This is a genomic window from Cryobacterium sp. Hz7, from assembly GCF_004402815.1.
Lineage (GTDB): Bacteria > Actinomycetota > Actinomycetes > Actinomycetales > Microbacteriaceae > Cryobacterium > Cryobacterium sandaracinum.
In genome coordinates, this window is record NZ_SOFB01000035.1 from 1 (window position 1) to 21,729 (window position 21,729).

A 21,729-nucleotide genomic window follows, 5' to 3' on the forward strand; every position below is an offset into this window, starting at 1 on the left:
CGGTACCCCCTAGAAAGGAGCCCTACGGCCGAGGTTTTTGGCATTTGACATTGTGCACGCTGTTGAGTTCTCAAGGATCGGACGCACTCGACTTCAAGCCCACCAAGGGCTGTCGCTTCGAGGCAACTTGTATAACTTAGCTGCCCGGCCACACCCTGTCAAATCACGGAAAGCAGCCGATTCCGAGTGCGCCAAAGCGACTCGAACAACCACCCACCAGACCAAACACGCAGCCGGAAAGAGTTACCATCTTAGGCCTCCCCCACACTCACCTGAAACAGGAACAAGCATGAGACGAAGCGAAAAACTGTGGTTCCACATGAGGCCGGGAAGCTCTGCGGCTTTCCGCACCTGTGGGGTACGTTTGAATACATTACGGCCGACACACCGGACCGTCAAAACCAGCAACCGCCCGGGCGTGTCACGCCCCAACGGGGCGGAANCGGGGCGGAACGACCAGGCGACATCCGTCTCTGAATCAGACGACGAAAACGCCGGCCAAGGTCTTCTTCCCACGGCGGAGCACGGCCACTCCCCCGGGAAGCACGGCACCCTCGATGGTCTGGTCATCGCTCAGCACCTTCACGTTGTTGAGATAGACCCCACCCTGGCTGATGGCACGGCGGGCTTCGCTCAGACTCATGCTGAGTCCGGTGTCGACCAGCAGCTGCACCACGGGGGCGTGCGGGGCGGTCGTCGTGTTCGGGAGTTCTCGCAGAGCGGCTTCGAGGGTGGCCTCGTCGAGATCGGACAGCTCACCCTGGCCGAAGAGGGCATGCGCGGCCTGGATGGCGGCATCCGTCGCGGCACGGCCGTGAACAAGGCTTGTCACGGACACGGCGAGCGTGCGCTGGGCGAGGCGTTTGAACGGTTCCGCCGCCACGGCACCCGCGAGCTCCTCGATGTCGGACCGGGTGAGGAAGGTGAACACCTTCAGCCGGTTGAGGACATCGGCATCGTCGGTGTTGAGCCAGAACTGGTAGAACGCGTACGGGCTGGTGAGGGTGGGGTCGAGCCAGACCGCGTTGCCCTCACTCTTGCCGAACTTGGTGCCGTCGCTGTTCGTGATCAGCGGGGTGCCGATGGCGTGGGCGCTCTCCCCCTCCGCCTTGCGGATGAGGTCGATACCGCTGGTGAGGTTGCCCCACTGGTCGCTGCCTCCGGTCTGCAGCACGCAGCCGTACGTGCGGAAGAGCTCGAGGAAGTCCATCCCCTGCAGAACCTGGTAACTGAACTCGGTGTAGCTGATGCCGGCGTCGGAATTCAGCCGGGCGCTCACGGCATCCTTCTTGAGCATGCTGCCGACCCGGAAGTACTTGCCGATGTCGCGCAGGAAGTCGATGGCACTGAGCGGGGCGGTCCAGTCCAGGTTGTTCACCAGGGTGACGGCGTTGTCGCCCTCCGAGCTCAGAAAGCGCGAGACCTGGGCCTGGAGGTAGCCCACCCACTCGCCGACGACATCCCGAGAGTTCAGGGTGCGCTCGGCCGTGGGGCGCGGGTCACCGATCAGTCCGGTGGACCCGCCGACCAGGCCGAGGGGCTTATGTCCGGCCAGCTGCAGCCGGCGCATGAGCAGCAGCTGCACGAGGTTGCCGAGGTGCAGGCTCGGGGCGGTCGGGTCGAAGCCGCAGTAGAACGTGACCGGCGGGCCGGCGAGCAGCTCACGCAGTTCGGTGGTGTCGGTGGACACCTGTACCAGGCCTCGCCAGGAGATCTCCCCCCAGACGTCGTCGAAGGTCGGGTCGTTGGCTTGCAGGGCGAGGATGGCTGGATCTGACACGAGCCAAGGATATCAGCGCCCGACTCGCTGCCCGGGAATTCAGGACCACACCTTGATCGGCAAATATTAAGCCTATAGGCTGAATTAGTGTAGATTGATCGTGGAAGCTTCATATCAGCCCGCCAACTTCGTCGGAGGTCCCGCCCATGTTCGTCATCACGGCCGACCAGGTCGACAGCCGCAACGATCGCGATCGGGCCGGCGAGATGATCGCCGAGCTCGTGGCCGCGTACGGCCCGGCGTTCACGCTGCCGCCCGACCAGACGTCCGGCGATGAGATCCAGCTACTGCTGCCCGACGCCGGCACGGCCCTTGCCGCCGTTCTCGCGCTGCATCGCGCGGGCCATTGGAGCATCGGGCTCGGCATCGGCGAGGTGCGCACCCCTCTTCCAGAAACAACCCGGCAGGCCTCCGGCGGTGCGTTCGTCGCGGCGCGCGCGGCCGTGACGCGGGCAAAGAAGGCCGAGGCCCGGTTCAGTCTCGAGGTTGATCCGGCCGCTGGCCGTACTGCTGGCCGTACTGCTGGCCGCTCTGCTCCGCTGCTCGACGCCGACGGGGTGGAAGCACTCATCACCAATCTGCTGCTCCTTCGCCAGCGTCGCTCGCAGGAGGGCTGGGCGGCCATCGACCTGCTGGCGAGCGGGATGTCCCAGGTGGAGATCGCCGCCGAGCTCGGCATTTCCCCCGCCGCCGTCAGCCAGCGCATCCGAATCGCCCTCTGGAGGGTCGACCAGTCCGCCCAGCCCGCACTCGTTAGGCTGCTGGAGAACCTCGAGCACGCCACGACCGAAACGGACCCTGCCGCATGATCTCCTCGTCCTTCCCGATCGTTGCCTACCTCTACTGGATGTCCCTCCTGGTCGTCACCACCGGCTCGCTGGTCTTCGCCATCCTCGCGTTCCGGCGCCAGAAGCCGCAGTTCGCCGCGGTCTCCGGCGGCGCCCTCGCCGCGGCCCTGATGATCGCCGCCCTCCCCTCGCCCGGAGGCGCGACCGTGTCGGGCGTGCTCCTCGGCATGGTGGCCCTCGGTCTCGCCGTGGTCGGCGGCGGCCCGGCGGCGCTGCTTGCGCTGAGGCTGGCCACGAACAACTCCGTGCCCCAAGGCCAGCACGGCGGGATCCTGGTCGACAACGGCGGCGCTCCCGTGACACCGGAGCCGGGCCGCGCGTCCGGGGTTGATGCCGGCGCACCGGATGCACCGGATGCACCGGATGCCACCGGTGTACCCGATGGTGAGGGGACGGTCGGAACGCACGGCACTTTCGTGCACGAGGTGCTGCGCGGTGGATTGATGATCGGAATCCTGGAGCGCCTCGCCGTGGCCGGCGCGATCCTGGCGGGCTTCCCGGAGGCCATCGCGGTCGTCGTGGCGATCAAGGGCGTCGGCCGCTTCACCGAGCTGGCCACGGCCGAGGCCCGGGAGCGGTTCATCATCGGCACGCTGGCGAGCCTGATCTGGGCGTGCGCGTGCGCCGCCCTGGTGCAGATCGCCCTGACGTAGGCGCCGGTCGGCGGTCGAGCTTGCCGGGATCCGGTGACCCGAACCTGCCGCGCGACCCGGGACATCCGTGCCGATCGCGCTGACGTAACCTCGGAGATTTTCGCGACACGCCGGTCGGCCCCCGAACCGGCGTTTCCCGAAAATCTCCGCTTTTATATGACGCCGGATGCCCCAGCGCGGGTCCCGGTGATGGCGCGAGCCCGGCGACTGCCCGAGCCTGTCGACGGTGCTCGCCTGTCGACGACGCGCGCCTAGCGAGAGTCGGGCTCAGCGCCCAGCTTCGGATGTCGCCGGTACGGCGACACCGACGCGTCGCCCGGGATCCAGAATCGCCACGGATACTCCGCTCCCCCGCCGACGCCGCCGACTCCGGTGCGGGGTCCGCTGCGGAAAGCGACCGGTTCGGGAGGCAGGGTCAGCGTGAACGGCGCCTCACCGAGGTCCGCACCGTCGTCTCCCAGCCCGATGCCGAGCGCCAGCGTGAGCCGGGCCGGGCCGCGCGCCAGGTCGCGGTCGCTGCGTGAGGTGGGGCGGCGCATCCGTGCCTCGGCGACACCGTCGACGATCTCGCCGGCGCGCAGCAGCACGGCGGACGCTTCGCCGCCCGGCGAGCAGACGATGTTCGCACAGACGTGCATGCCGTAGCTGAAGTACGCGTAGAGGTGGCCGCTCGGGCCGAACATCGACGCGTTCCGCCGGGTCTGGCCACGGAAGGCGTGCGAGCCGGGGTCGAGCCCTTGCCCGAGGTAGGCCTCCACCTCGGTGATGCGCAGCCGCACCCCGGCGCGGTCGAGCAGCGCGCCCAACAACTGTGGCGCGACCTCAACGGCCGGTCGCGCCAGAATGCCGTCGGCGAGTGTCACATGCCGAGCGCAGCCGCCAGCGCGCGCACCCGGGTGACGAGCGCCGCGCGCTGCTCCGCCACGCGCACCGGGGCGGTCCCGCCCTGGCCGTCGCGGCGGGACACCGAACCGGTGATGGTGAGTACCTCGCGCACGTCCGGCGTGAGGTGCGGCGACAGCGCGAGCAGCGCGACGTCGTCCACCTCGTGCAGGTCGAGCCCGTTCCGCTCCGCGAACTTCACCAGCGAACCGGTGATTTCGTGCGCGTCCCGGAACGTGACCTGCTGCTTGACGAGCCACTCGGCGACGTCGGTGGCCAGGGAGAATCCCTGGGGGGCGAGCTCGGCCATCCGTTCAGTGTGGAAGGTCAGGGTCGCGATCATTCCGCTGAAGGCCGGCAGGAGCACCTCGAGCGTCTCGATCGAGTCGAAGACTGGCTCCTTGTCTTCCTGCAGGTCGCGGTTGTAGGCGAGCGGCAACCCCTTGAGAGTGGTCAGCAGACCGGTCAGGTTGCCGATCAGGCGCCCCGCCTTGCCGCGGGCCAGCTCGGCGATGTCCGGGTTCTTCTTCTGCGGCATGATCGACGACCCGGTGGAGTAGGAGTCGTCGAGGGTGACGAAACCGAACTCGCGGGTGTTCCAGAGGATGATCTCCTCGGCCAGACGGGACAGGTCGATACCGATCTGGGCGGTGATGTACGCGAACTCGGCGACCAGGTCGCGGCTCGCGGTGCCGTCGATCGAGTTCTCGACCACAGCGCTGAAGCCGAGGTCGGCCGCCACCAGGTTGGCGTCGAGGCCGAGCGTGTTGCCGGCCAGGGCACCAGACCCATAGGGCGAGTAGTCGGCGCGCGTGTTCCAGTCGGTGAACCGCTCGAGGTCGCGCACTAGCGGCCAGCAGTGCGCGAACAGGTGGTGGGCGAGCAGCACTGGCTGGGCGTGCTGCAGATGCGTGCGGCCCGGCATGATGGCCTCGTCGTTCGCTTCGGCCTGCGACGCCAGGGCGTCGATCAGGTCGATGACGTGGGCGGAGATGCCCTTCGCCTTGTCGCGCAGCAGCATCCGCACCAGGGTGGCGACCTGGTCGTTGCGGCTGCGGCCGGCGCGCAGCTTGCCGCCCAGTTCGACGCCGACGATGTCGATCAGGCCGCGTTCCAAGGCCGAATGCACATCCTCGTCGGATTCTGCGGGAAGGAAGCTCTCGTCGACCACGGCCTGCATCAGGGTGTCGAGGCCGGCGATCATGGCGACGAGTTCCGGGGCGGTCAGGTAACCGGCCGCGGCCAGGGCCCGCGCGTGGGCCTGGGAACCACGGATGTCGTAGGGAGCCAGCGGCCAGTCGAACTGGGTCGATTTGCTCAGCTTCGCCAGTTCCGGCGACGGTCCCCCGGCGAAGCGGCCACCCCAGAGGGCGCCCGCCTTGCCCGCGCGGTTCTCGTGTGTGTCCGTGTCGCCAGCCACGTCAGCCCTACTTGCCGGCGAGGTCGCGGCGGGCCGAGATCTTGCTCGGCAGCGACCACAGCTCGATGAAACCCTTGGCCATGGACTGGTCGAAAGTGTCCCCGGTGTCGTAGGTGGCGAGGTTGAAGTCGTAGAGGCTCTGCGTGGACTTGCGGCCGGTGACGACGGCGGTGCCGGCGTGCATCTTCAGACGGATGTCACCGGTCACGTGCTTCTGCGTCTCGTCGATGAACACGTCGAGTGCGCGCTTCAGGCCGGAGAACCAGAGGCCGTCGTAGACGAGTTCGGCCCACTTGGACTCGACCGTGCGCTTGTAGCGGGCCAGGTCACGTTCCACGGTCATGTTCTCGAGCTCTTCGTGCGCGGCGATCAGGGCGATGCCGGCGGGGGCCTCGTAGACCTCGCGGCTCTTGATGCCGACGAGGCGGTCCTCGACGATGTCGATCCGTCCGACGCCCTGGTTGCCGGCGAGCAGGTTCATCATTTCGATGGCCTGCAGCGGGGTGACGGCGACGCCGTCAATCGCGACGGGAACACCCTGGTCGAAGCTGATGACGACCTCGGTGGGCTCGCGAGTCACGGCCGGGTCCTGCGTGTACGTGTAGAGGTCTTCGATCGGGGCATTCCACGGGTCTTCGAGGAAGCCGGTTTCGACCGCACGGCCGTAGACGTTCTGGTCGATCGAGTAGGGGCTCTTCTTCGACTGTGCGATGGGCAGGTCGTGCAGCGCCGCGTATTCGATGGCTTTGTCCCGGGTGAGGGCGAAATCGCGCACCGGGGCGAGCGAGGTGAGCTCGGGCGCGAGGGCGGCGACGGCGGCCTCGAAGCGCACCTGGTCGTTGCCCTTGCCGGTGCAGCCGTGCGCGACGCTGTTCGCTCCGAGCTCCTTGGCCGTGGAGGCGAGGTACTTGGCGATCAGCGGGCGGCTGAGCGCGGAGACGAGCGGGTAACGCTTCTGGTAGAGCGCGTTGGCCTTGAGGGCCGGCACGACGTAGTCGCTGGCGAACTCGTCCTTCGCGTCGACGACGATGGACTCGACGGCGCCGCAGTCCAGGGCGCGCTGGCGGATGACGTCCATATCCTCGCCGCTCTGTCCCACGTCGATGGCGAGGGCCACGACCTCTTTGCCGGTTGCATCCTTCAGCCAGCCGATGCCAACCGAGGTATCGAGTCCGCCCGAATATGCCAGCACAACGCGTTCAGCCATGGTTCTCCCTAAAAATTCGATCTGATCAAGTTTACGGTCATGCTGTGACGCCCGCCGGGGCGTTAGGCGCTGTTCTGGGTGAGCAGCCAGACGAGCAGCGCCTTCTGGGCGTGCAGGCGGTTTTCGGCCTCGTCCCAGATGATGCTCTGCGCGCCGTCGATGACGTCGGCGGTCACCTCGTAACCGCGGTCAGCCGGCAGACAGTGCAGGAAGTGCGCGTCGGGCTTCGCGAGCGCCATCAGGGCGGCGTCCACACGGTAGCGACCGAGGTCACCCAGGCGGGTGGCCTTCTCCTCTTCCTTGCCCATCGACACCCAGGTGTCGGTGACGACCACGTCGACGCCGGTGACGGCCGCGACCGGGTCGGTGAAGAGCTCCACGGAGCCGCCGGTGCGCAGGGCGATCGCCGCGGCATCCGCGACAACCTCGTCGGTGGGCGTGTACCCGACCGGGGAGGCGATGCGCACGTGCATGCCCGCGGTCGCGCCGGCAAGCAGGTAGGACTGGCCCATGTTGCAGGCTCCGTCGCCGAGGAACGCGAGGATCTGACCGGCCAGGTCGCCGCGGTGCTCACGGATGGTGAGCAGGTCGGCGAGCAACTGGCAGGGGTGGAAGTCGTCGGACAGCGCATTGACGACGGGCACCGTGGTGCCGAGGGCCATCTCCTCGAGTCCGGCCTGGCCGTAGGTGCGCCAGACGATCGCCGCCACCTGGCGTTCGAGCACGCGGGCCGTGTCGGAGGCGGTTTCCTTGCCACCGAGCTGGCTGTTCGCGGTGCTGATGATCAGCGGGCTGCCGCCGAGGTCGGCGATCCCCACGGCGAAGGAGACCCGGGTGCGGGTCGATGACTTGTCGAAGATGACAGCCACGGTCTGCGGGCCGGCCAGAGGTTTGACCGCGAATCGGTCACGCTTGAGGTCCAGGGCAAGGTCGAGGATCTCGGCCTGTTCGGCCGGTGAGATGTCGTCGTCGCGCAGGAAATGGCGGGTCACGGTGTCACTTTCGCTTCTGGGGAATAGATCGTTCAACTCTAGAGGCTGGCCAGAGCGAGCCCGAATCGGCACTCGAAATCGGCCAGTTCGTCGTCGCCGACGATGAGAGGCGGGGCCAGACGGATGGTGGACTCGTTTGCGGCGTTCACGATCAAGCCGTTGCTCTGGGCCGCGGCCGCCAGGCGGGTGGCGACCGGTTCGGTCAGCCCGACACCGAGCAGGAGCCCGCGGCCGCGCACCTCGCCGATGAGGGGGGAACCGAACCCGGCGAGGATCCCCCGCATCTGCTCGCCGCGCCGCGCGGCGTTGGCGACCAGGCCGTCGGCCTCGATGGCGCCGAGCACGGCGTTGGCGGCGGCCGTGACGAGCGGGTTGCCGGCATAGGTTGAGCCGTGCTGGCCGCGCTGGAACAGCTCCGACGCCGCCCCGAAGGTGACGAGGGCGCCGATGGGCAGGCCGCCGCCGATCCCCTTCGCCAGCGTGAGCGCATCCGGCTGGATACCGTCGTGCTGGTAGGCGAACCACTCGCCGGTGCGGCCGGCGCCGGTCTGCACCTCGTCGAGGATGAGCATCACGCCGTTTCGGGTGCACAGCTCGCGGGCGTGGCGCAGGAACCCTGCGGGCAGGTCGACCACCCCGGCCTCGCCCTGCACGGGCTCGAGGAAGAGGGCGGCGACGGTCTCGTCGATCGCGGCGTCCAGCCCCTCGAGCGTGGCGTGGATGTGCTCGACCCCCTCGGGGACCGGCAGGAACGGCTCGCGCATGGCCGGCTTGCCGGAGAGGGCGAGCGCCCCCATCGTGCGGCCGTGGAACGAGTCGTGCAGGGAGAGGATGCGGGTTCGGCTGCCACCGTCGGTGTTCAGTCGGGCCAGCTTGAATGCGGCCTCGTTGGCCTCGGCGCCGGAATTGCAGAAGTAGACCCGGCCGGCCTGTCCCGCACCGGTGAGGTGCTTGAGCCGTTCGGCCAGTTCCAGCTGCGGTGGCGACGCGAAGTAGTTCGAGACGTGGGCAAGCCGGCCGACCTGGTCGGTGACCGCGGCGACGAGAGCCGGATGCGCGTGGCCGAGCGAGTTCACGGCGATTCCGGCGAGGAAGTCGAGATATTTCGTGCCCTCGTCGTCCCAGACGTAGCACCCCTTCCCGCGCACGAGCATCGCCAGCGGCGGTGCGATCGTGTGCATCATGGCGGCGCTGAAACGCTCGCGCCAGTCGGGGGTGCCGGAATCGGCCATCTGTGCGGTGCTCGATTCTGGGTGCGTATTGCTCATGCCGGGACCACTTCGGTTCCGATCCCGCTGCCGGTGAAGACCTCGAGCAGGATCGAGTGTGGTACCCGGCCGTCGATGATGGCCGCCTTCGCGACGCCACCCTCGACCGCGTCGAGGCAGGCCGTCATCTTGGGGATCATTCCCGACTCGAGGCCCGGCAGCAGGGAGCGAAGCGAGTCCACGTCGATGACCGACACCAGCGAGTCGTGGTTGGGCCAGTCGCTGTACAGCCCCGCGACATCGGTCAGGATGACCAGTTTGGCGGCGCCGAGCGCGACCGCGAGGGCCGCGGCGGCGGCGTCGGCGTTGATGTTCAGGGACTGGCCCGGGACATCCGTGTCGGGTGCGATCGAGGAGACGACCGGTATGCGGCCGGCGGCGAGCTGGGCGAGCACGGCCTCGGGGTCGACGCCGATCACGTCGCCGACGAGGCCGAGGTCGACCTCGCCGCCGTCGATGACGGTGCCGCGGCGACGGCCCTGGAACAGCCCGGCGTCCTCGCCGGAGAGCCCGGCCGACAGCGGACCGTGCTGGTTGATGCGGCTGACCAGCTCGCGGTTGATCTGGCCGGTGAGCACCATCCGCACGACGTCCATCGCCTCAGGCGTGGTCACCCGGTAGCCACCGCGGAACTCGCTCGCGATGCCGAGGCGGTCGAGCATCGCGGAGATCTGCGGGCCGCCGCCGTGCACGACGACGGGGCGGATGCCGGCATAACGCAGGTACACCATGTCTTCGGCGAACGCTCGCTGCAGTTCCTCGCTGACCATGGCGTTGCCGCCGAACTTGACCACGATGATCTGGTCGTGGAACCGCTTGAGCCAGGGCAGCGACTCAATCAGCGTGGCGGCCTTGACGGCTGCCTCCGCCCGGCTGTTCGTCTCGTCGCCTGGGGTCGTCTCGTCGCCGGGGGTTTCGTGGACCGGGTTCAACTCGAGTACGCGCTGTTCTCTTCGACGTAGGCGTGGGTGAGGTCGTTGGTCCAGATGGTGGCCGTCTCGTCGCCCTCGTGCAGGTCGATCAGCACGGAGACCGAGCGGGGGGTCAGGTCGACGAGCTCACGCGGCTGGTCGGGTTCCCCCGCGGTGCAGACCTGCACGCCATTGATGGCGACGTCGATGCCGTAGGGGTCGAAGGCGGCATCCGTCGTACCGACCGCCGCGAGCACGCGGCCCCAATTCGGGTCGTTGCCGAAGATCGCGGTCTTGAACAGGTTGCTGCGGGAGACCGCGCGGGCGACCGTGACGGCGTCGGCCTCGGTGCCGGCGTGCCGCACCGTAATGGCGACGTCGTGGGCGGACCCCTCGGCGTCGGCCTGCAGCTGCAGGGTGAGGTCCTGGCAGATGGCGATCAGGGCATCCGTGAATTCGGCCAGGTCGGCGGTGACCCCGCTCGCCCCGGAGCCGAGGAGGGTGACAGTGTCGTTGGTGGACATGCAGCCGTCGGAGTCGAGGCGGTCGAACGTGACCCGGGTGGCCTGGCGGAGGGCCACGTCCAGCTGCTCGGAGTCGAGCACGGCGTCGGTGGTCAGCACCACGAGCATGGTGGCCAGGCCAGGCGCGAGCATGCCGGCGCCCTTGGCCATGCCGCCGATGGTCCAGCCGGTGTCGGAAACGAGCATGGTCTGCTTGGGTGTGGTGTCGGTGGTCATGATCGCCTGCGCCGCGGCCAGGCCGGCGGCGTCGGAGGTGGCCTTCTCACCCTGCAGCGCGAGGGTCGCGTCCCACACGCCGGCGGTGATCTTGCCGAGGTCGAGCTGTTCGCCGATCAGGCCGGTGGAACAGACCAGCACCTCGCCGGCGGAGATCTCCAAGCGGTCGGCGATGGCCTCGGCGGTGGCGTGCGTGGTCTGGAAGCCGATGCTGCCGGTGTAGCAGTTCGCGCCGCCCGAGTTGAGCACGATGGCCTTGACTCGGCCGCCCTTCATGACCTGCTCGCTCCAAAGCACCGGGTTCGCCTTGCACCGGTTACTGGTGAAAACGCTGGCCGCGCTGGTGAGCGGGCCGAGGTTCTGCACGACGGCGAGGTCGAGCCCGCCGGACTGTTTCAGGCCGGCGGTAACTCCGGCGGCGGCGAACCCGGCGGGGGCGGTGACACTCATGGGGCAACTCCATTCGTGCTCAGGCCCGTGGTCTCGGGCAGTCCCAACGCCAGGTTGGCGGACTGGATGGCGGCACCGGCGGTGCCCTTGGTGAGATTGTCGACGGCGGTGATCGTCACGACGCGGCCCACGGCCTCGTCGACGGCGAGGCCGATCAGCGCGGTGTTGGCGCCGAGCACATCGCCCGTGCGCGGGAATCGGCCCTCCGGCAGCACATGCACGAACGGTTCGTCGGCGTAGGTCGCCTCCCAGGCGGCGCGCACCGCGGCGCCGGATGTGCCGGGCACGAGACGGGCCGTCGCGGTGCAGAGGATTCCCCGCGACATCGGCACGATCACCGGGGTGAATGAGATGGTCGGGTTCGAGGCCCCTGCCCAGCGCAGGCTCTGCTGGATTTCGGGGATGTGGCGGTGCACGCCGCCGACCGCGTAGGGGTTCGCGGAGCCGAGGATCTCGCTTGCGAGGTTCGGCAGCGTCAGACTCTTGCCGGCGCCGGAGGGTCCGACCGCGAGCACCGCGGCCAAGTCTTCGGGCTCGATCACCCCGGCACGGATGCCCGGCGCCAGCGCCAACGCCACCGTGCTCGCGTTGCAGCCGGGGGCGGCGACGCGGCGGGAGCCGGCCAACCGGGAGCGCTGCGTGCCGCCGACCACCGGGAGCTCGGGCACGCCGTAGGTCCAGGCGCCGAAGTAGTCGCCCCCGTAGAACGCCGCCCAGTCGCTCTCACTTTCGAGCCGATGGTCGGCACCGCAGTCCACGACGAGCGTGTCGGCGGAAAGGTGCGCGGTGAGGGCACCGGATGCTCCGTGGGGCAGGGCGAGGAACACCACATCGTGCCCGGCGAGGGTTTCGGGCGTCGTGTCGACCAGGGTGAGGTGCGCGAGCGAGCGCAGGTGCGGCTGCGCGTCGATCAGACGCTGCCCGGCAGTGCTGTGCGCCGTGACCGTGCGCACCTCGAAGTCGGGGTGCCCGGCCAACAGACGCAACAATTCACCGCCCGCGTAGCCACTCGCACCTGCCACCGCCACCGAAAAAGACATGTTCCCAACCTAGCGCGCCGCCCCGCGCGCCGAGAATCGCCGTTCGCGCCGATAATCGCCGCCCGGGCGGTGACTCTCGGCGCGCGGAGCGGGCGCCAGCCCGCGCCACTCGCGCTACTCGCGCTACTCGCGGAGAGTGGCCCCGAAGCGGGCGGCGGCCACCGCGACGCCGGCGAGTTTGGCGTCGCTGGCCTCCTTGGCAGTTAGGGTGCGCTCCGGCGCCCGGAACCGCAGCGCGAACGTCAGTGACTTGCGTCCGGACGGCACGCCCGTGCCGCGGTAATCGTCGACGAGTTCGGCGTGGTCGAGCAGCGGCCCGCAGCCCTCGAGCAGCGTGCGGAGCACGTCGCCGGCCGGCACGCCGGCGTCGACCACGAGGGACAGGTCCTGTGTGGCGGCCGGCATCGTGGCGATCGGTGTGGCGCGCAGCTCGGCGCCGGCCTCCGCGAACACGGCGGTCAGGTCGATCTCGGCAACCGCGACGACCGCGGGCAGGTCCGCGTCGCGGGCGATGCTGGGCAGCAGTTCGCCGGCGTAGCCGACCGAGGTCGTGCCGGCATCCGTCGTCACGAACAGCTCGGCGGTGCGGCCGGGATGCAGGGCCTGGTGCGAACCCTGGCGAACCGTGATCGGAACGCCGGCGGCCAGCGCGACCTGCTGCACCGCGGCGAGGGCGTGCTGCCAGCTTGCGGCCACGGCGGGCTGCCCCGGCTGGTGCCGCACGACGGAGCCGGTCAGCACGACCGCCACCGACAGAGGCTGCGGCGGGATTCCCGCGTTGAGCTCGGCCTCCAGCTGCGCGCTCGGGCGCACCGCGCCGGGCGGCACGACGGAGCCGCCGTAACGGATGCCCGCCACCGGCCGGAACACCAAGCCCAGTTCGAAGACGGCCAGGTCGGTGAGGCCGCGCGAGCGGTTGCGGTGTGCGATCTGCAGCAGCCCGGGCAGGATCGACGTGCGCAGGAACGGCGCCTCTCCGTCGAGCGGGTTGGCAACCCGGATCTGCGGAACAGCAGGGCCGATGGGCAGCCCGAACAGGTTGTTCGACTTCTCCGCCACGAACGGGTACGCGAGCACCTCGGTGTGGCCGGTGGCCGCCAGGGTCTGCGCCACCTGGCGGCGCAGGGTCTGCGCGTGGGTGAGGCTGCGCCCGGGCGGGGCGACGGGCAGCACCGAGGGGATGCGGTTGTAACCGACGATGCGGGCGACTTCCTCGGCCAGGGTCCACTTGTCCGTCAGGTCGGGGCGCCAGCTCGGGGCGGTGACGTTCAGCCCGATCTCGGTCTCCTCGATCGAGGCGCCGATCTCGGCCAGCGAGGTGCGCACCTCCTCGCGGGTGTAGTCGAGTCCGATCAGGCCGGAGATGAAGCCGGTCGGCAGGAAGATCGGCTCGGCGTCGGGCGTGGCGTCGTGCAGGGAGCCGAGGCCGTCGGCTTCTCCCCCGGAGAGCTCGACCAGCACCTGAACGACGCGGGCGGCGGCGACCGCGGCCACGGCCGGGTCCACCCCGCGCTCGAACCTGCGGGATGCCTCGCTGGGAAGCTTGTGCCGACGGGCCGTGCGCGCGATCGATACCGGGTCGAAGTTCGCGGCCTCGATCAGCACATTCGTGGTCGCGGAACCGATCTCGGTGCTCTGACCGCCCATTACGCCGGCCAGACCGATCGGTCCGGACTCGTCGGTGATCAGCAAGTCTTCGGCGTTGAGAATGCGGGTGACGTCGTCGAGGGTGACGAGCTTCTCGCCCGGTTCTGCGCGACGCACGGTGATACCGCCGGCCAGCTTGTCAAGGTCGTAGCCGTGGATCGGCTGGCCGAGCTCGATCATCACGTAGTTGGTGACGTCGACGATCAGCGAGATCGAACGGATGCCGGCCAGCTTCAGGCGGGCGATCAACCAGGCCGGAGACGGCCGGGTGGGGTCCACGCCGCGCACCGCGCGGGTGACGAACACGCTCGCGCCGACGCGACCGCGGATAGGGGCCTGATCGGCGATGGTCACCGGGAAGGCGACCGTGGACGCGTCCGCGGTGACGGAGAGCGCCGGGTCGCGGAAGGCAGCCCCGGTGGCGTGCGCGTACTCGCGAGCGACGCCACGGATCGAGAAGGCGTAGCCCCGGTCGGGCGTGACGTTGATCTCGACGGCGGTGTCGTCCAGGCCCAGCAGGCTGATCGCATCCGTGCCGATCTCGGGGTCGAGGCCGAGGCTGCCGAGCACCAGGATGCCGTCGTGCTCGTCGCCGAGGCCGAGTTCGCGGGCCGAGGCGATCATGCCGTCGGACACGTGGCCATAGGTCTTGCGGGGCGCGATCGGGAACGGACCGGGCAGCACGGCGCCGGGCAGGGTCACGACGACCTTGTCGCCGACGACGAAGTTGTGGGCGCCGCAGACAATGCCGTGCACGGCCGGGCCGCCTTCGGCCGCGAGCTCGCCGTCAGCGGCGACGCGCACCTGGCACCAGTTGATGGTCTTACCGTTGGTCTGCTCCTCGCCGACGAACTCGAGCACCTGGCCGACCACGATCGGCCCGGTCAGCTCGAAGCGGTGGATCTCCTCCTCTTCAAGGCCCACGCTCACCAGGGCGGCGTGCACGTCCTCGGGCGTGATGCCCGGGGCCAGGTCGACGAACTCAGCCAGCCAGCTCAGTGGTACGCGCATCAGACGGTCATCCCATACTGCTGGCTGAACCGGACGTCGCCTTCGACCATGTCGTGCATATCCTTCACATCATTTCGGAACATCAATGCCCGTTCGACGCCGACGCCGAACGCGAATCCGGAGTAGACCTCCGGGTCGATCCCGGCGGAACGCAACACATTGGCGTTGACCATGCCGCAGCCGCCCCACTCGATCCAGCGGGCGCCGTCCTTGAAGGTCGGGTGCCACAGGTCGAGTTCGGCGCTCGGCTCGGTGAACGGGAAGTAGTTGGGGCGCAGGCGCACCTTCGCCTCGGGGCCGAACATGGCCTGCACGAAATGGTCGAGAGTGCCGCGCAGGTGCGCCATGGTCAGGCCCTTGTCGACGGCGATGCCCTCGATCTGGTGGAACACGGGCGTGTGCGTGGCGTCAAGTTCGTCGGTGCGGAACACCCGGCCGGGCGCGACGACGTAAACGGGAAGTTCGCGCGACAACAGGGCACGCAGCTGTACCGGCGAGGTGTGGGTGCGCAGTACCAGGTGTGCCTCGGGTGGGTCGATGAAGAACGTATCCTGCATGGCACGGGCCGGGTGGTCCTCGTCGAAATTGAGGGCGTCGAAGTTGAACCACTCGCTCTCGAGCTCGGGGCCCTCGGCGACCTCCCAGCCCATGCCGACGAAGACATCCGCGACGCGCTCCTGCAACAGGGTGAGCGGATGCCGCGCGCCGGGCTTCCAGGTGGAGGCCGCCGCCGTCACGTCGACCGTTTCGGCCGCGAGCTGAGCGGTTGCCTCAGCCTCGGTGATCGCGGCCTCGCGGGCGGCGAACGCCTGGGCGACGGCACCTCGGGCCTGGCCGAGGAGCTTGCCGGCGGCGGCCTTCTGGTTGCCCGGCACGCTGCGCATCAGCGCGTTGAGTCGGGCCAGCGGGGAGGCCTCGCCTGTGTGCTCGGTGCGCACGGTTTTCAGGGCCGCGGAGTCGTTCGCGGCGTCAATGGCGGCGAGTGCGGCGTCGACGGCCGCGCTCACGACTGGTTCAGAGATCTCAGTGGGGTCAGACACAAGGCACAAGTTTAGTGCCGCTAAAGCCCCCGGGCGCCCATCTGGTTGCCGAGCGCAGCGGGGTAGACCACCTCGGGATCGAGGGGCTTCTCAGGCGGCGCCTTCGTGTCCGTGGTGACGCCGCCGGACTTGGAACCGGTGCGGCGGGCGATGACGCGGGCCAGCCAGGAGAGCAGTAGGTTCATCGTCAGGTAGATCGCGAGCACGACGAGGAAGAAGGAGAAGGAGTACCGGCTGCCGAAAAAGTTCGTCAGGTTGTACAGCCCGCTGCGGAGGAGCTCCTCGTAGCCGACCACGAACGCCAGGGACGTGTCCTTGAGGAGCACGACGAGCTGCGCGATGATGATCGGCAGCATCTGCCGGAACGCCTGCGGGAACTCGATCCGGAACCGGGTTGCCACGGGCGTGAGCCCGATGGCCAGCCCAGCCTCGCGCTGGCCGCGAGGCAGGCTTTTGATGCCGGCCCTCAGCGCCTCGCCGATGATCGCGCCGTTATAGACGGAGAGGGCGGCGACACCGGCCCAGAAGGAGCCGGTGGAGAAGACGAGGAGGATGAAAAGCATCATCAGCAGTACGGGCATGCCGCGCACGAATTCGAGCACGACCGTGGTCGGGATCCGAATCCATTTAGTATCGGAGACGCGCCCGAAGGAGAACAGCACACCGAGCACCAGGGCGAACGCGGCGGCGACGCCGGCCATTCGGAGGGTGTTCAGTGCTCCGCGGCCGAGCGTGCGCCAGACCTCGCGGTCGGCGAAGACGTCCCACCGGGAGACGTCCCAGAGGCCCGGCTGAACGGCGCCGTTGGCGCTGGTCTTGGGCGCACCCAGCGCCAGGATCAGCCAGACCAGGCCGGCGGCGATGACGAGGCCGGCCACCACGGAGAACAGCCGGGAACGGAAGATGGCCTTGGGGCCCGGAGCATCGTAAAGCACGGAAGTCATCGGAGAACCGCCACCTTCTTCTCGACCCGACCGGCGATCAGGCCGAGCGAGATGGTGACCAGGAGGTAGAAGACTGCCACGGCGAGCAAGATCGCGAGCACCTCATCGCCGCGATCGTTGGTGATCTTGCGGGCGGCGCCGAAGAGTTCGAAGACGAAGAAGGCGCCGGCGACCGAGGTGTTCTTCGTCAGGGCGATGAACACATTGATGAGCGGCGGGATGACCATGCGCACCGCCTGGGGCATGACGACGAACGAGAGGGTCTGCGTGAAGGTCAGACCCACGCTGCGGGCGGCCTCGGCCTGACCCACGTGCACACCGTTGACGCCCGAGCGCAGGGCTTCGGCGACGAACGGCGAGGTGTAGACGGTGAGTCCGATCGTGGCGAGCACGAAGTAGCCTGGGCTGAACTGGAGGTAGGGCAGGATGTAGGCGCAGAAGAACAGCACCAGCGTGAGCGGGGTGTTGCGCACGATCTCGGTGTAGACGGTGGCGAATCCGCGCAGGGATGCGACGGGCGAGATGCGCATGGCAGCGATGATGATGCCGAACACGAGCGCTCCCGTGCCGGCCAGAAGCAGAAGGCCCAATGTATTTCTGAAGCCCTCCAGAAACAGGGGCAGGTTTTCGATGACTGCGTCCACAACTCACCTCCTCTTCTGTAGTGACTATCTGGATGTCGTGCGGGTGGGTCGTGCGGGTTCCAGGAAAAAGGTGCTGGTCGAGGCGGCCGCCTGTGCGGCGCGGCCGCCCCGATCAGCAGGTGCTGCTTTCGGCGACTAGTACCGGTCGACTGCCGGCGGGGTCGGGGTCTCGAGCACGGTACCGGCGGTCGCTTCCCAGGCTTCGGCCCACGTGCCATCCTCGTACGCCTCATCGAGCACATCGTTGATGAAGGTGCGGAACTCGGTGTCGTCCTTCTTCAGGCCGATGCCGTAGGGCTCCTTGGTGAAGGGGTTGTCGACAACCTCGAACTCACCGGCGTTCTGGTCGGCGAGGCCGGCCAGGATAACGTTGTCCGTGGTCACGGCGACAACCTCGCCGCTGCGGAGCGGGCCCAAGCAGTTGGAGTAGGTGTCGGTCGCGATCACGTTGTCGGAGTACGCGGCGATGTTCTTCTCCGACGTCGAGCCGCTCACGGTGCAGACGGGCTTGCCGGCGAGGTCCTCCGGGCCGGTGATCTTGTCGGGGTTGCCGGCGAGCACAAGCAGGTCCTGGCCGGCCTGGTAGTACGGTCCGGCGAAGTCGACGACCTCCTTGCGGGTGTCGTTGATCGTGTAGGTCGCGACGACAAGGTCAACCTGGCCGTTCTGGAGGAAGGGCTCGCGGTTGGCCGAGACGGTCTCGGTCCACTTGATCTTGTCGGCGGAGATGCCGAGTTTCGCGGCGATGAGCTTGCCGATCTCGACGTCGAAGCCGACCGGGTTGTTGTCCGGGCCCTTGAGGCCGAACAGCGGCTGGTCGAACTTGGTGCCGATGGTGATCGCCCCGGCCTCGTTCAACGCGGCCATGGAGGTGCCGGCTTCGAACTCAACCGTTTCCTCGACCGGTGCAGCCTCGGGCGTCTGGGCGGAATCGGTACATCCGCTCAACGTGAGAACGCTCGCGAGGGCAATGGCCGAAATCATTAGACCTTTAGTGAGTCTCATGGGTATCTCCTGATTGCTGTGTCGTCCTGCACACCGGTTAGTGGGCAAGTATTTTGGAGAGGAAGTCCTTCGCTCTCGAGCTCTGGGGGTTGGTGAAGAACTGCTCGGGCGTGGTCTCCTCGACGATCTCGCCCTCGGCCATGAAGATGACCCGGTCGGCGGCGCGGCGGGCGAAGCCCATCTCATGCGTGACGACGATCATGGTCATGCCGTCGTTAGCCAGGTTGATCATGACCTCGAGCACCTCGTTGATCATCTCGGGGTCGAGCGCACTGGTCGGCTCGTCGAGCAGGATGACCTTCGGGTCCATGGCGAGAGCCCGTGCGATCGCGACCCGCTGCTGCTGTCCACCGGAGAGCTGGGCGGGCATCTTCTTGGCCTGGTTGGCCACGCCGACACGCTCGAGGAGGACCATGGCCTTTTTCTCGGCCTCGGCCTTCGACAGGCCGCGCACCTTGATCGGCCCGAGGGTGACGTTCTCGAGGACGGTCTTGTGGGCAAAGAGGTTGAACGCCTGGAACACCATTCCGACGTCCGCGCGCAGCTTGGCCAGCGCCTTGCCCTCGGCCGGCAGCTTGACGCCGTCGATCGTGATGACGCCCGCGTCGATGGTCTCGAGCCGGTTGATGGCCCGGCAGAGGGTGGACTTGCCGGAGCCACTCGGCCCGATCACCACCACGACCTCGCCGCGGTTGACCACGGCGTTGATCTTCTTCAGCACGTGAAGGTCACCGTAGTGCTTGTCCACGTCACTGATCACGACGAGAGGCTCACCGCGCAACACCGTGATGTTGGACGTCGCCGGCGCAGATTCTGTAGGCTCCATGTCCCAAACCTAGGCTAGAACAGGGTTTCTCAGAACCACCAAGCCGGTGGTTACCGAGCTGTGATAATCAGCTGCGCTGAGCAAATGCGCTTTCATACAGGCAAACACTGGCGGCCGTCGCCAAGTTCATCGATTCGGCGTGACCGTAGATGGGAACAGAAATGGACCGGTCGACCACGGCGAGATCTTCGTCGGTCAGTCCGCGGGCTTCGTTGCCGAACAGCCACGCCGTCGGAGCGACCAGAAGCCCCTCGGTGCGGGCAGCGAGCAAATCGGTGCCCTTGACGTCGGCGGCGAAGATCTGCAGGCCGGCGGACCGGGCCCGTTCGCGCACGTCGGAGAGCGTCGCGCTGACGGCGACGGGGAGGTGGAAGATCGAGCCGGTCGAGGAGCGCACGACCTTCGGGTTGTACAGGTCCACGCTGCGGCCGGTGAGGATCACGGCGTCGGCGCCGGCGGCATCCGCGGCACGGATGATGGTGCCGGCGTTTCCGGGGTCGCGCACCTCTTCGAGGATGGCGATGAGCTTGGGCTCGTTGGCGAAGATGTCCTTGACCGAGGTGGGAAACTGACGGCACACCGCGATGAAACCCTGCGGCGTGACCGTGTCGGCCATCGTTTCGAGCACCTGCTCGGTGACGAATTCGAGCTCGGCGCCCACCTCTTGGGCGACCTGGGCGATCTCGGGGTGCCGCTCGAGGGCGGTGGGGGTCACGAAGAGCTCCACAACAAGGTCGGGCCGGAAGTTGAGGGCCTCGGAGACCGACTGGGGGCCTTCCAGGAGGAACAGCCCCGCCTCGGAGCGAGCGGCTCGATTCGCCAGTTTCGCGACAGCCCGCACGCGCGGAGAACGGGGATTATCTAACATGCCTCCAGCTTACTTGCCGGGGCGGGGCGGCTGTGTTCCCGCTCGGGGCACACGCGGCGACCCGGCGAACCGGCCCCGGGCACGCAAAACGGGAGCGGACGCGGGGCCCGCTCCCGTGGAGAGTGCGTGATAGTGCTGGTGCCGGCTGACAGCTACGCGACGACCCGGGGTGCCGACGTGTCGGCGGGCAGTGCTGCCTTGGCGCTCTCGACGATGGCCGCGAACGTGGCGGGCTCGTTGACGGCCAGCTCGGCCAGGATGCGACGGTCGACCTGAATGCCGGCCAGGGCGAGACCCTGGATCAGACGGTTGTAGGTCAGGCCGTTCGCGCGGGACGCAGCGTTGATCCGCTGGATCCACAGGCGACGGAAGTCACCCTTGCGTGCACGACGGTCACGGTAGCTATAGGTAAAGGAGTGAGTGAGCTGCTCCTTGGCCTTGGTGACCAGGCGCGAGCGCTGACCGCGGTAACCCTTGGCGCGCTCGAGAATAACGCGACGGCTCTTATGGGCGTTTACGGCCCTCTTGACTCTTGCCATTTTCTTAGTTCCTTACGGGGTACGGGTCTAGCGACCGAGAAGCTTCTTGATGACCTTGGTGTCGGCCTTGGCCAGCACCTGGTCGTGGTTCAGGCGGGACTTGCGCTGGGTGCTCTTGACCTCGAGGTTGTGGCGCAGGCCGGCCTGCTGCTTCATGATCTTGCCGGAACCGGTGACCTTGAAGCGTTTCTTCGTCCCGGAGTGGGTCTTCATCTTAGGCATCTTTTTCCTCCAGTTTCGCTGCCTTATCAGCAACTTTGTCAGCCTTGTCGGCAACCTTTTCTGCCCGATCGGCAGCCTTGTGTGCGTTGATCTCGGCCTTGGCTTCCGCTTTGTTCTTCAGCGGGCCAACGACCATGACCATGTTTCGACCGTCAATGGTCGGGCTCGATTCCACGGAACCAAACTCGGCGACATCCTCGGCAAATTTTTGGAGCAGACGTACGCCCTGGTCGGGACGGGACTGTTCGCGGCCACGGAACAGAATCATGGCCTTGACCTTGTCACCGGCCTTCAGGAAGCCCTCGGCGCGCTTGCGCTTGGTCTCGTAGTCGTGCTTATCAATCTTGAGACGGAAACGAACCTCTTTCAGGATCGTGTTCGCCTGGTTGCGCCGGGCCTCCTTGGCCTTCTGCGCAGCCTCGTACTTGAACTTGCCGTAGTCCATGATCTTGGCAACGGGCGGCTTCGAGGTCGGTGCAACCTCGACGAGGTCAAGATCGGCCTCCTGTGCAAGGCGCAGCGCAACATCGATGGCCACGACCCCAACCTGCTCGCCGTTAGGACCAACGAGACGGACTTCGGGGACGCGGATACGGTCATTTGTACGGGGATCGCTGATGCGTCTCTCCTCTTCTCATGCATCGAGGCTGCAGCCAGGAGACGGATGTCGCCCGGAGACGAAGAGAGGAAAAACGCGTCTGGATTGTCGGAGAAAACTGCCCGAATACCACAGACGACACCCTGTCTACCCACGCGGAGCGGATTCCTGTTGGAGTCCAGCGCCGCGAAGGC

General features: G+C 67.7%; 21 protein-coding genes. 2 read left to right on the top strand and 19 right to left on the bottom strand.

Annotated elements, in window-relative coordinates; all coding sequences use genetic code 11:
* Positions 1-478: 478 nt before the first annotated feature.
* Positions 479-1,780, bottom strand: a complete 1,302-nt coding sequence (gene tyrS, locus E3N86_RS07510; protein WP_241985979.1) for a tyrosine--tRNA ligase — start codon at positions 1,778-1,780, stop codon at positions 479-481.
* Between the two features lie 146 nt (positions 1,781-1,926).
* Between tyrS and E3N86_RS07515 the strand changes: the two genes are divergently transcribed.
* Positions 1,927-2,589 (top strand): winged helix-turn-helix transcriptional regulator, encoded by a 663-nt coding sequence (locus E3N86_RS07515; protein WP_134375090.1) that lies wholly within the window; start codon positions 1,927-1,929, stop codon positions 2,587-2,589.
* Positions 2,586-3,281, top strand: coding sequence for a hypothetical protein (locus E3N86_RS07520; RefSeq protein ID WP_134511683.1), 696 nt, complete (start codon positions 2,586-2,588; stop codon positions 3,279-3,281). Before E3N86_RS07515 ends, E3N86_RS07520 begins: the two co-directional genes overlap by 4 nt.
* A 251-nt stretch (positions 3,282-3,532) precedes the next feature.
* On the opposite strand, the gene E3N86_RS07525 is transcribed toward E3N86_RS07520, so the two are convergent.
* The 18 genes from E3N86_RS07525 to infC form a co-directional block, all read right to left on the bottom strand.
* The gene (locus E3N86_RS07525) at positions 3,533-4,144 is read right to left on the bottom strand and encodes a DNA-3-methyladenine glycosylase (RefSeq protein WP_104101263.1); all 612 of its coding nucleotides are present in this window, start codon (positions 4,142-4,144) and stop codon (positions 3,533-3,535) included.
* Positions 4,141-5,583 carry an argininosuccinate lyase gene (argH, locus tag E3N86_RS07530; protein WP_134511684.1) on the bottom strand — a complete coding sequence of 481 codons (1,443 nt, stop codon included), beginning with the start codon at positions 5,581-5,583 and terminating at the stop codon, positions 4,141-4,143. The genes E3N86_RS07525 and argH overlap by 4 nt, the downstream gene beginning before the upstream one ends.
* 7 nt (positions 5,584-5,590) lie before the next feature.
* Positions 5,591-6,790 carry an argininosuccinate synthase gene (locus E3N86_RS07535; RefSeq protein ID WP_104101259.1) on the bottom strand — a complete coding sequence of 400 codons (1,200 nt, stop codon included), beginning with the start codon at positions 6,788-6,790 and terminating at the stop codon, positions 5,591-5,593.
* Positions 6,791-6,852: 62 nt separating this feature from the next.
* Positions 6,853-7,782, bottom strand: a complete 930-nt coding sequence (gene argF / locus E3N86_RS07540; protein WP_134511685.1) for an ornithine carbamoyltransferase — start codon at positions 7,780-7,782, stop codon at positions 6,853-6,855.
* A 38-nt stretch (positions 7,783-7,820) separates the two neighbouring features.
* A complete protein-coding gene (locus tag E3N86_RS07545) occupies positions 7,821-9,050 on the bottom strand; it encodes an acetylornithine transaminase (RefSeq protein ID WP_255453048.1) in 1,230 nt (409 codons plus the stop codon).
* Complete coding sequence (gene argB / locus E3N86_RS07550; RefSeq protein ID WP_104101252.1) at positions 9,047-9,982, bottom strand: acetylglutamate kinase; 936 nt, start codon at positions 9,980-9,982, stop codon at positions 9,047-9,049. Before argB ends, E3N86_RS07545 begins: the two co-directional genes overlap by 4 nt.
* Positions 9,979-11,151, bottom strand: a complete 1,173-nt coding sequence (argJ, locus tag E3N86_RS07555) for a bifunctional glutamate N-acetyltransferase/amino-acid acetyltransferase ArgJ (protein ID WP_104170088.1) — start codon at positions 11,149-11,151, stop codon at positions 9,979-9,981. Before argJ ends, argB begins: the two co-directional genes overlap by 4 nt.
* Positions 11,148-12,191: an N-acetyl-gamma-glutamyl-phosphate reductase gene (argC, locus tag E3N86_RS07560; RefSeq protein ID WP_134342194.1), complete on the bottom strand. Its 1,044-nt coding sequence runs from the start codon at positions 12,189-12,191 to the stop codon at positions 11,148-11,150. Before argC ends, argJ begins: the two co-directional genes overlap by 4 nt.
* A gap of 123 nt (positions 12,192-12,314) precedes the next feature.
* Complete coding sequence (gene pheT, locus E3N86_RS07565) at positions 12,315-14,849, bottom strand: phenylalanine--tRNA ligase subunit beta (RefSeq protein WP_134511687.1); 2,535 nt, start codon at positions 14,847-14,849, stop codon at positions 12,315-12,317.
* Positions 14,849-15,889: a phenylalanine--tRNA ligase subunit alpha gene (pheS, locus tag E3N86_RS07570; protein WP_134375104.1), complete on the bottom strand. Its 1,041-nt coding sequence runs from the start codon at positions 15,887-15,889 to the stop codon at positions 14,849-14,851. The genes pheT and pheS overlap by 1 nt, the downstream gene beginning before the upstream one ends.
* Before the next feature lie 20 nt (positions 15,890-15,909).
* Complete coding sequence (locus tag E3N86_RS07575) at positions 15,910-16,833, bottom strand: amino acid ABC transporter permease (RefSeq protein ID WP_104101242.1); 924 nt, start codon at positions 16,831-16,833, stop codon at positions 15,910-15,912.
* The gene (locus E3N86_RS07580) at positions 16,830-17,477 is read right to left on the bottom strand and encodes an amino acid ABC transporter permease (protein WP_104170093.1); all 648 of its coding nucleotides are present in this window, start codon (positions 17,475-17,477) and stop codon (positions 16,830-16,832) included. The genes E3N86_RS07575 and E3N86_RS07580 overlap by 4 nt, the downstream gene beginning before the upstream one ends.
* Before the next feature lie 135 nt (positions 17,478-17,612).
* Positions 17,613-18,482, bottom strand: a complete 870-nt coding sequence (locus E3N86_RS07585; protein ID WP_104101238.1) for a glutamate ABC transporter substrate-binding protein — start codon at positions 18,480-18,482, stop codon at positions 17,613-17,615.
* Positions 18,483-18,519: 37 nt separating this feature from the next.
* Positions 18,520-19,308 (bottom strand): amino acid ABC transporter ATP-binding protein, encoded by a 789-nt coding sequence (locus E3N86_RS07590; protein WP_104101236.1) that lies wholly within the window; start codon positions 19,306-19,308, stop codon positions 18,520-18,522.
* Between the two features lie 67 nt (positions 19,309-19,375).
* On the bottom strand, positions 19,376-20,176 hold the full coding sequence (locus E3N86_RS07595; protein ID WP_104101233.1) for an RNA methyltransferase: 801 nt from the start codon (positions 20,174-20,176) through the stop codon (positions 19,376-19,378).
* Between the two features lie 152 nt (positions 20,177-20,328).
* Positions 20,329-20,715 (bottom strand): 50S ribosomal protein L20, encoded by a 387-nt coding sequence (gene rplT / locus E3N86_RS07600; protein WP_134511688.1) that lies wholly within the window; start codon positions 20,713-20,715, stop codon positions 20,329-20,331.
* A 27-nt stretch (positions 20,716-20,742) separates the two neighbouring features.
* The gene (rpmI, locus tag E3N86_RS07605) at positions 20,743-20,937 is read right to left on the bottom strand and encodes a 50S ribosomal protein L35 (protein ID WP_104101228.1); all 195 of its coding nucleotides are present in this window, start codon (positions 20,935-20,937) and stop codon (positions 20,743-20,745) included.
* The gene (gene infC / locus E3N86_RS07610) at positions 20,930-21,556 is read right to left on the bottom strand and encodes a translation initiation factor IF-3 (RefSeq protein WP_104101226.1); all 627 of its coding nucleotides are present in this window, start codon (positions 21,554-21,556) and stop codon (positions 20,930-20,932) included. Before infC ends, rpmI begins: the two co-directional genes overlap by 8 nt.
* Between the last annotated feature and the right edge of the window lie 173 nt (positions 21,557-21,729).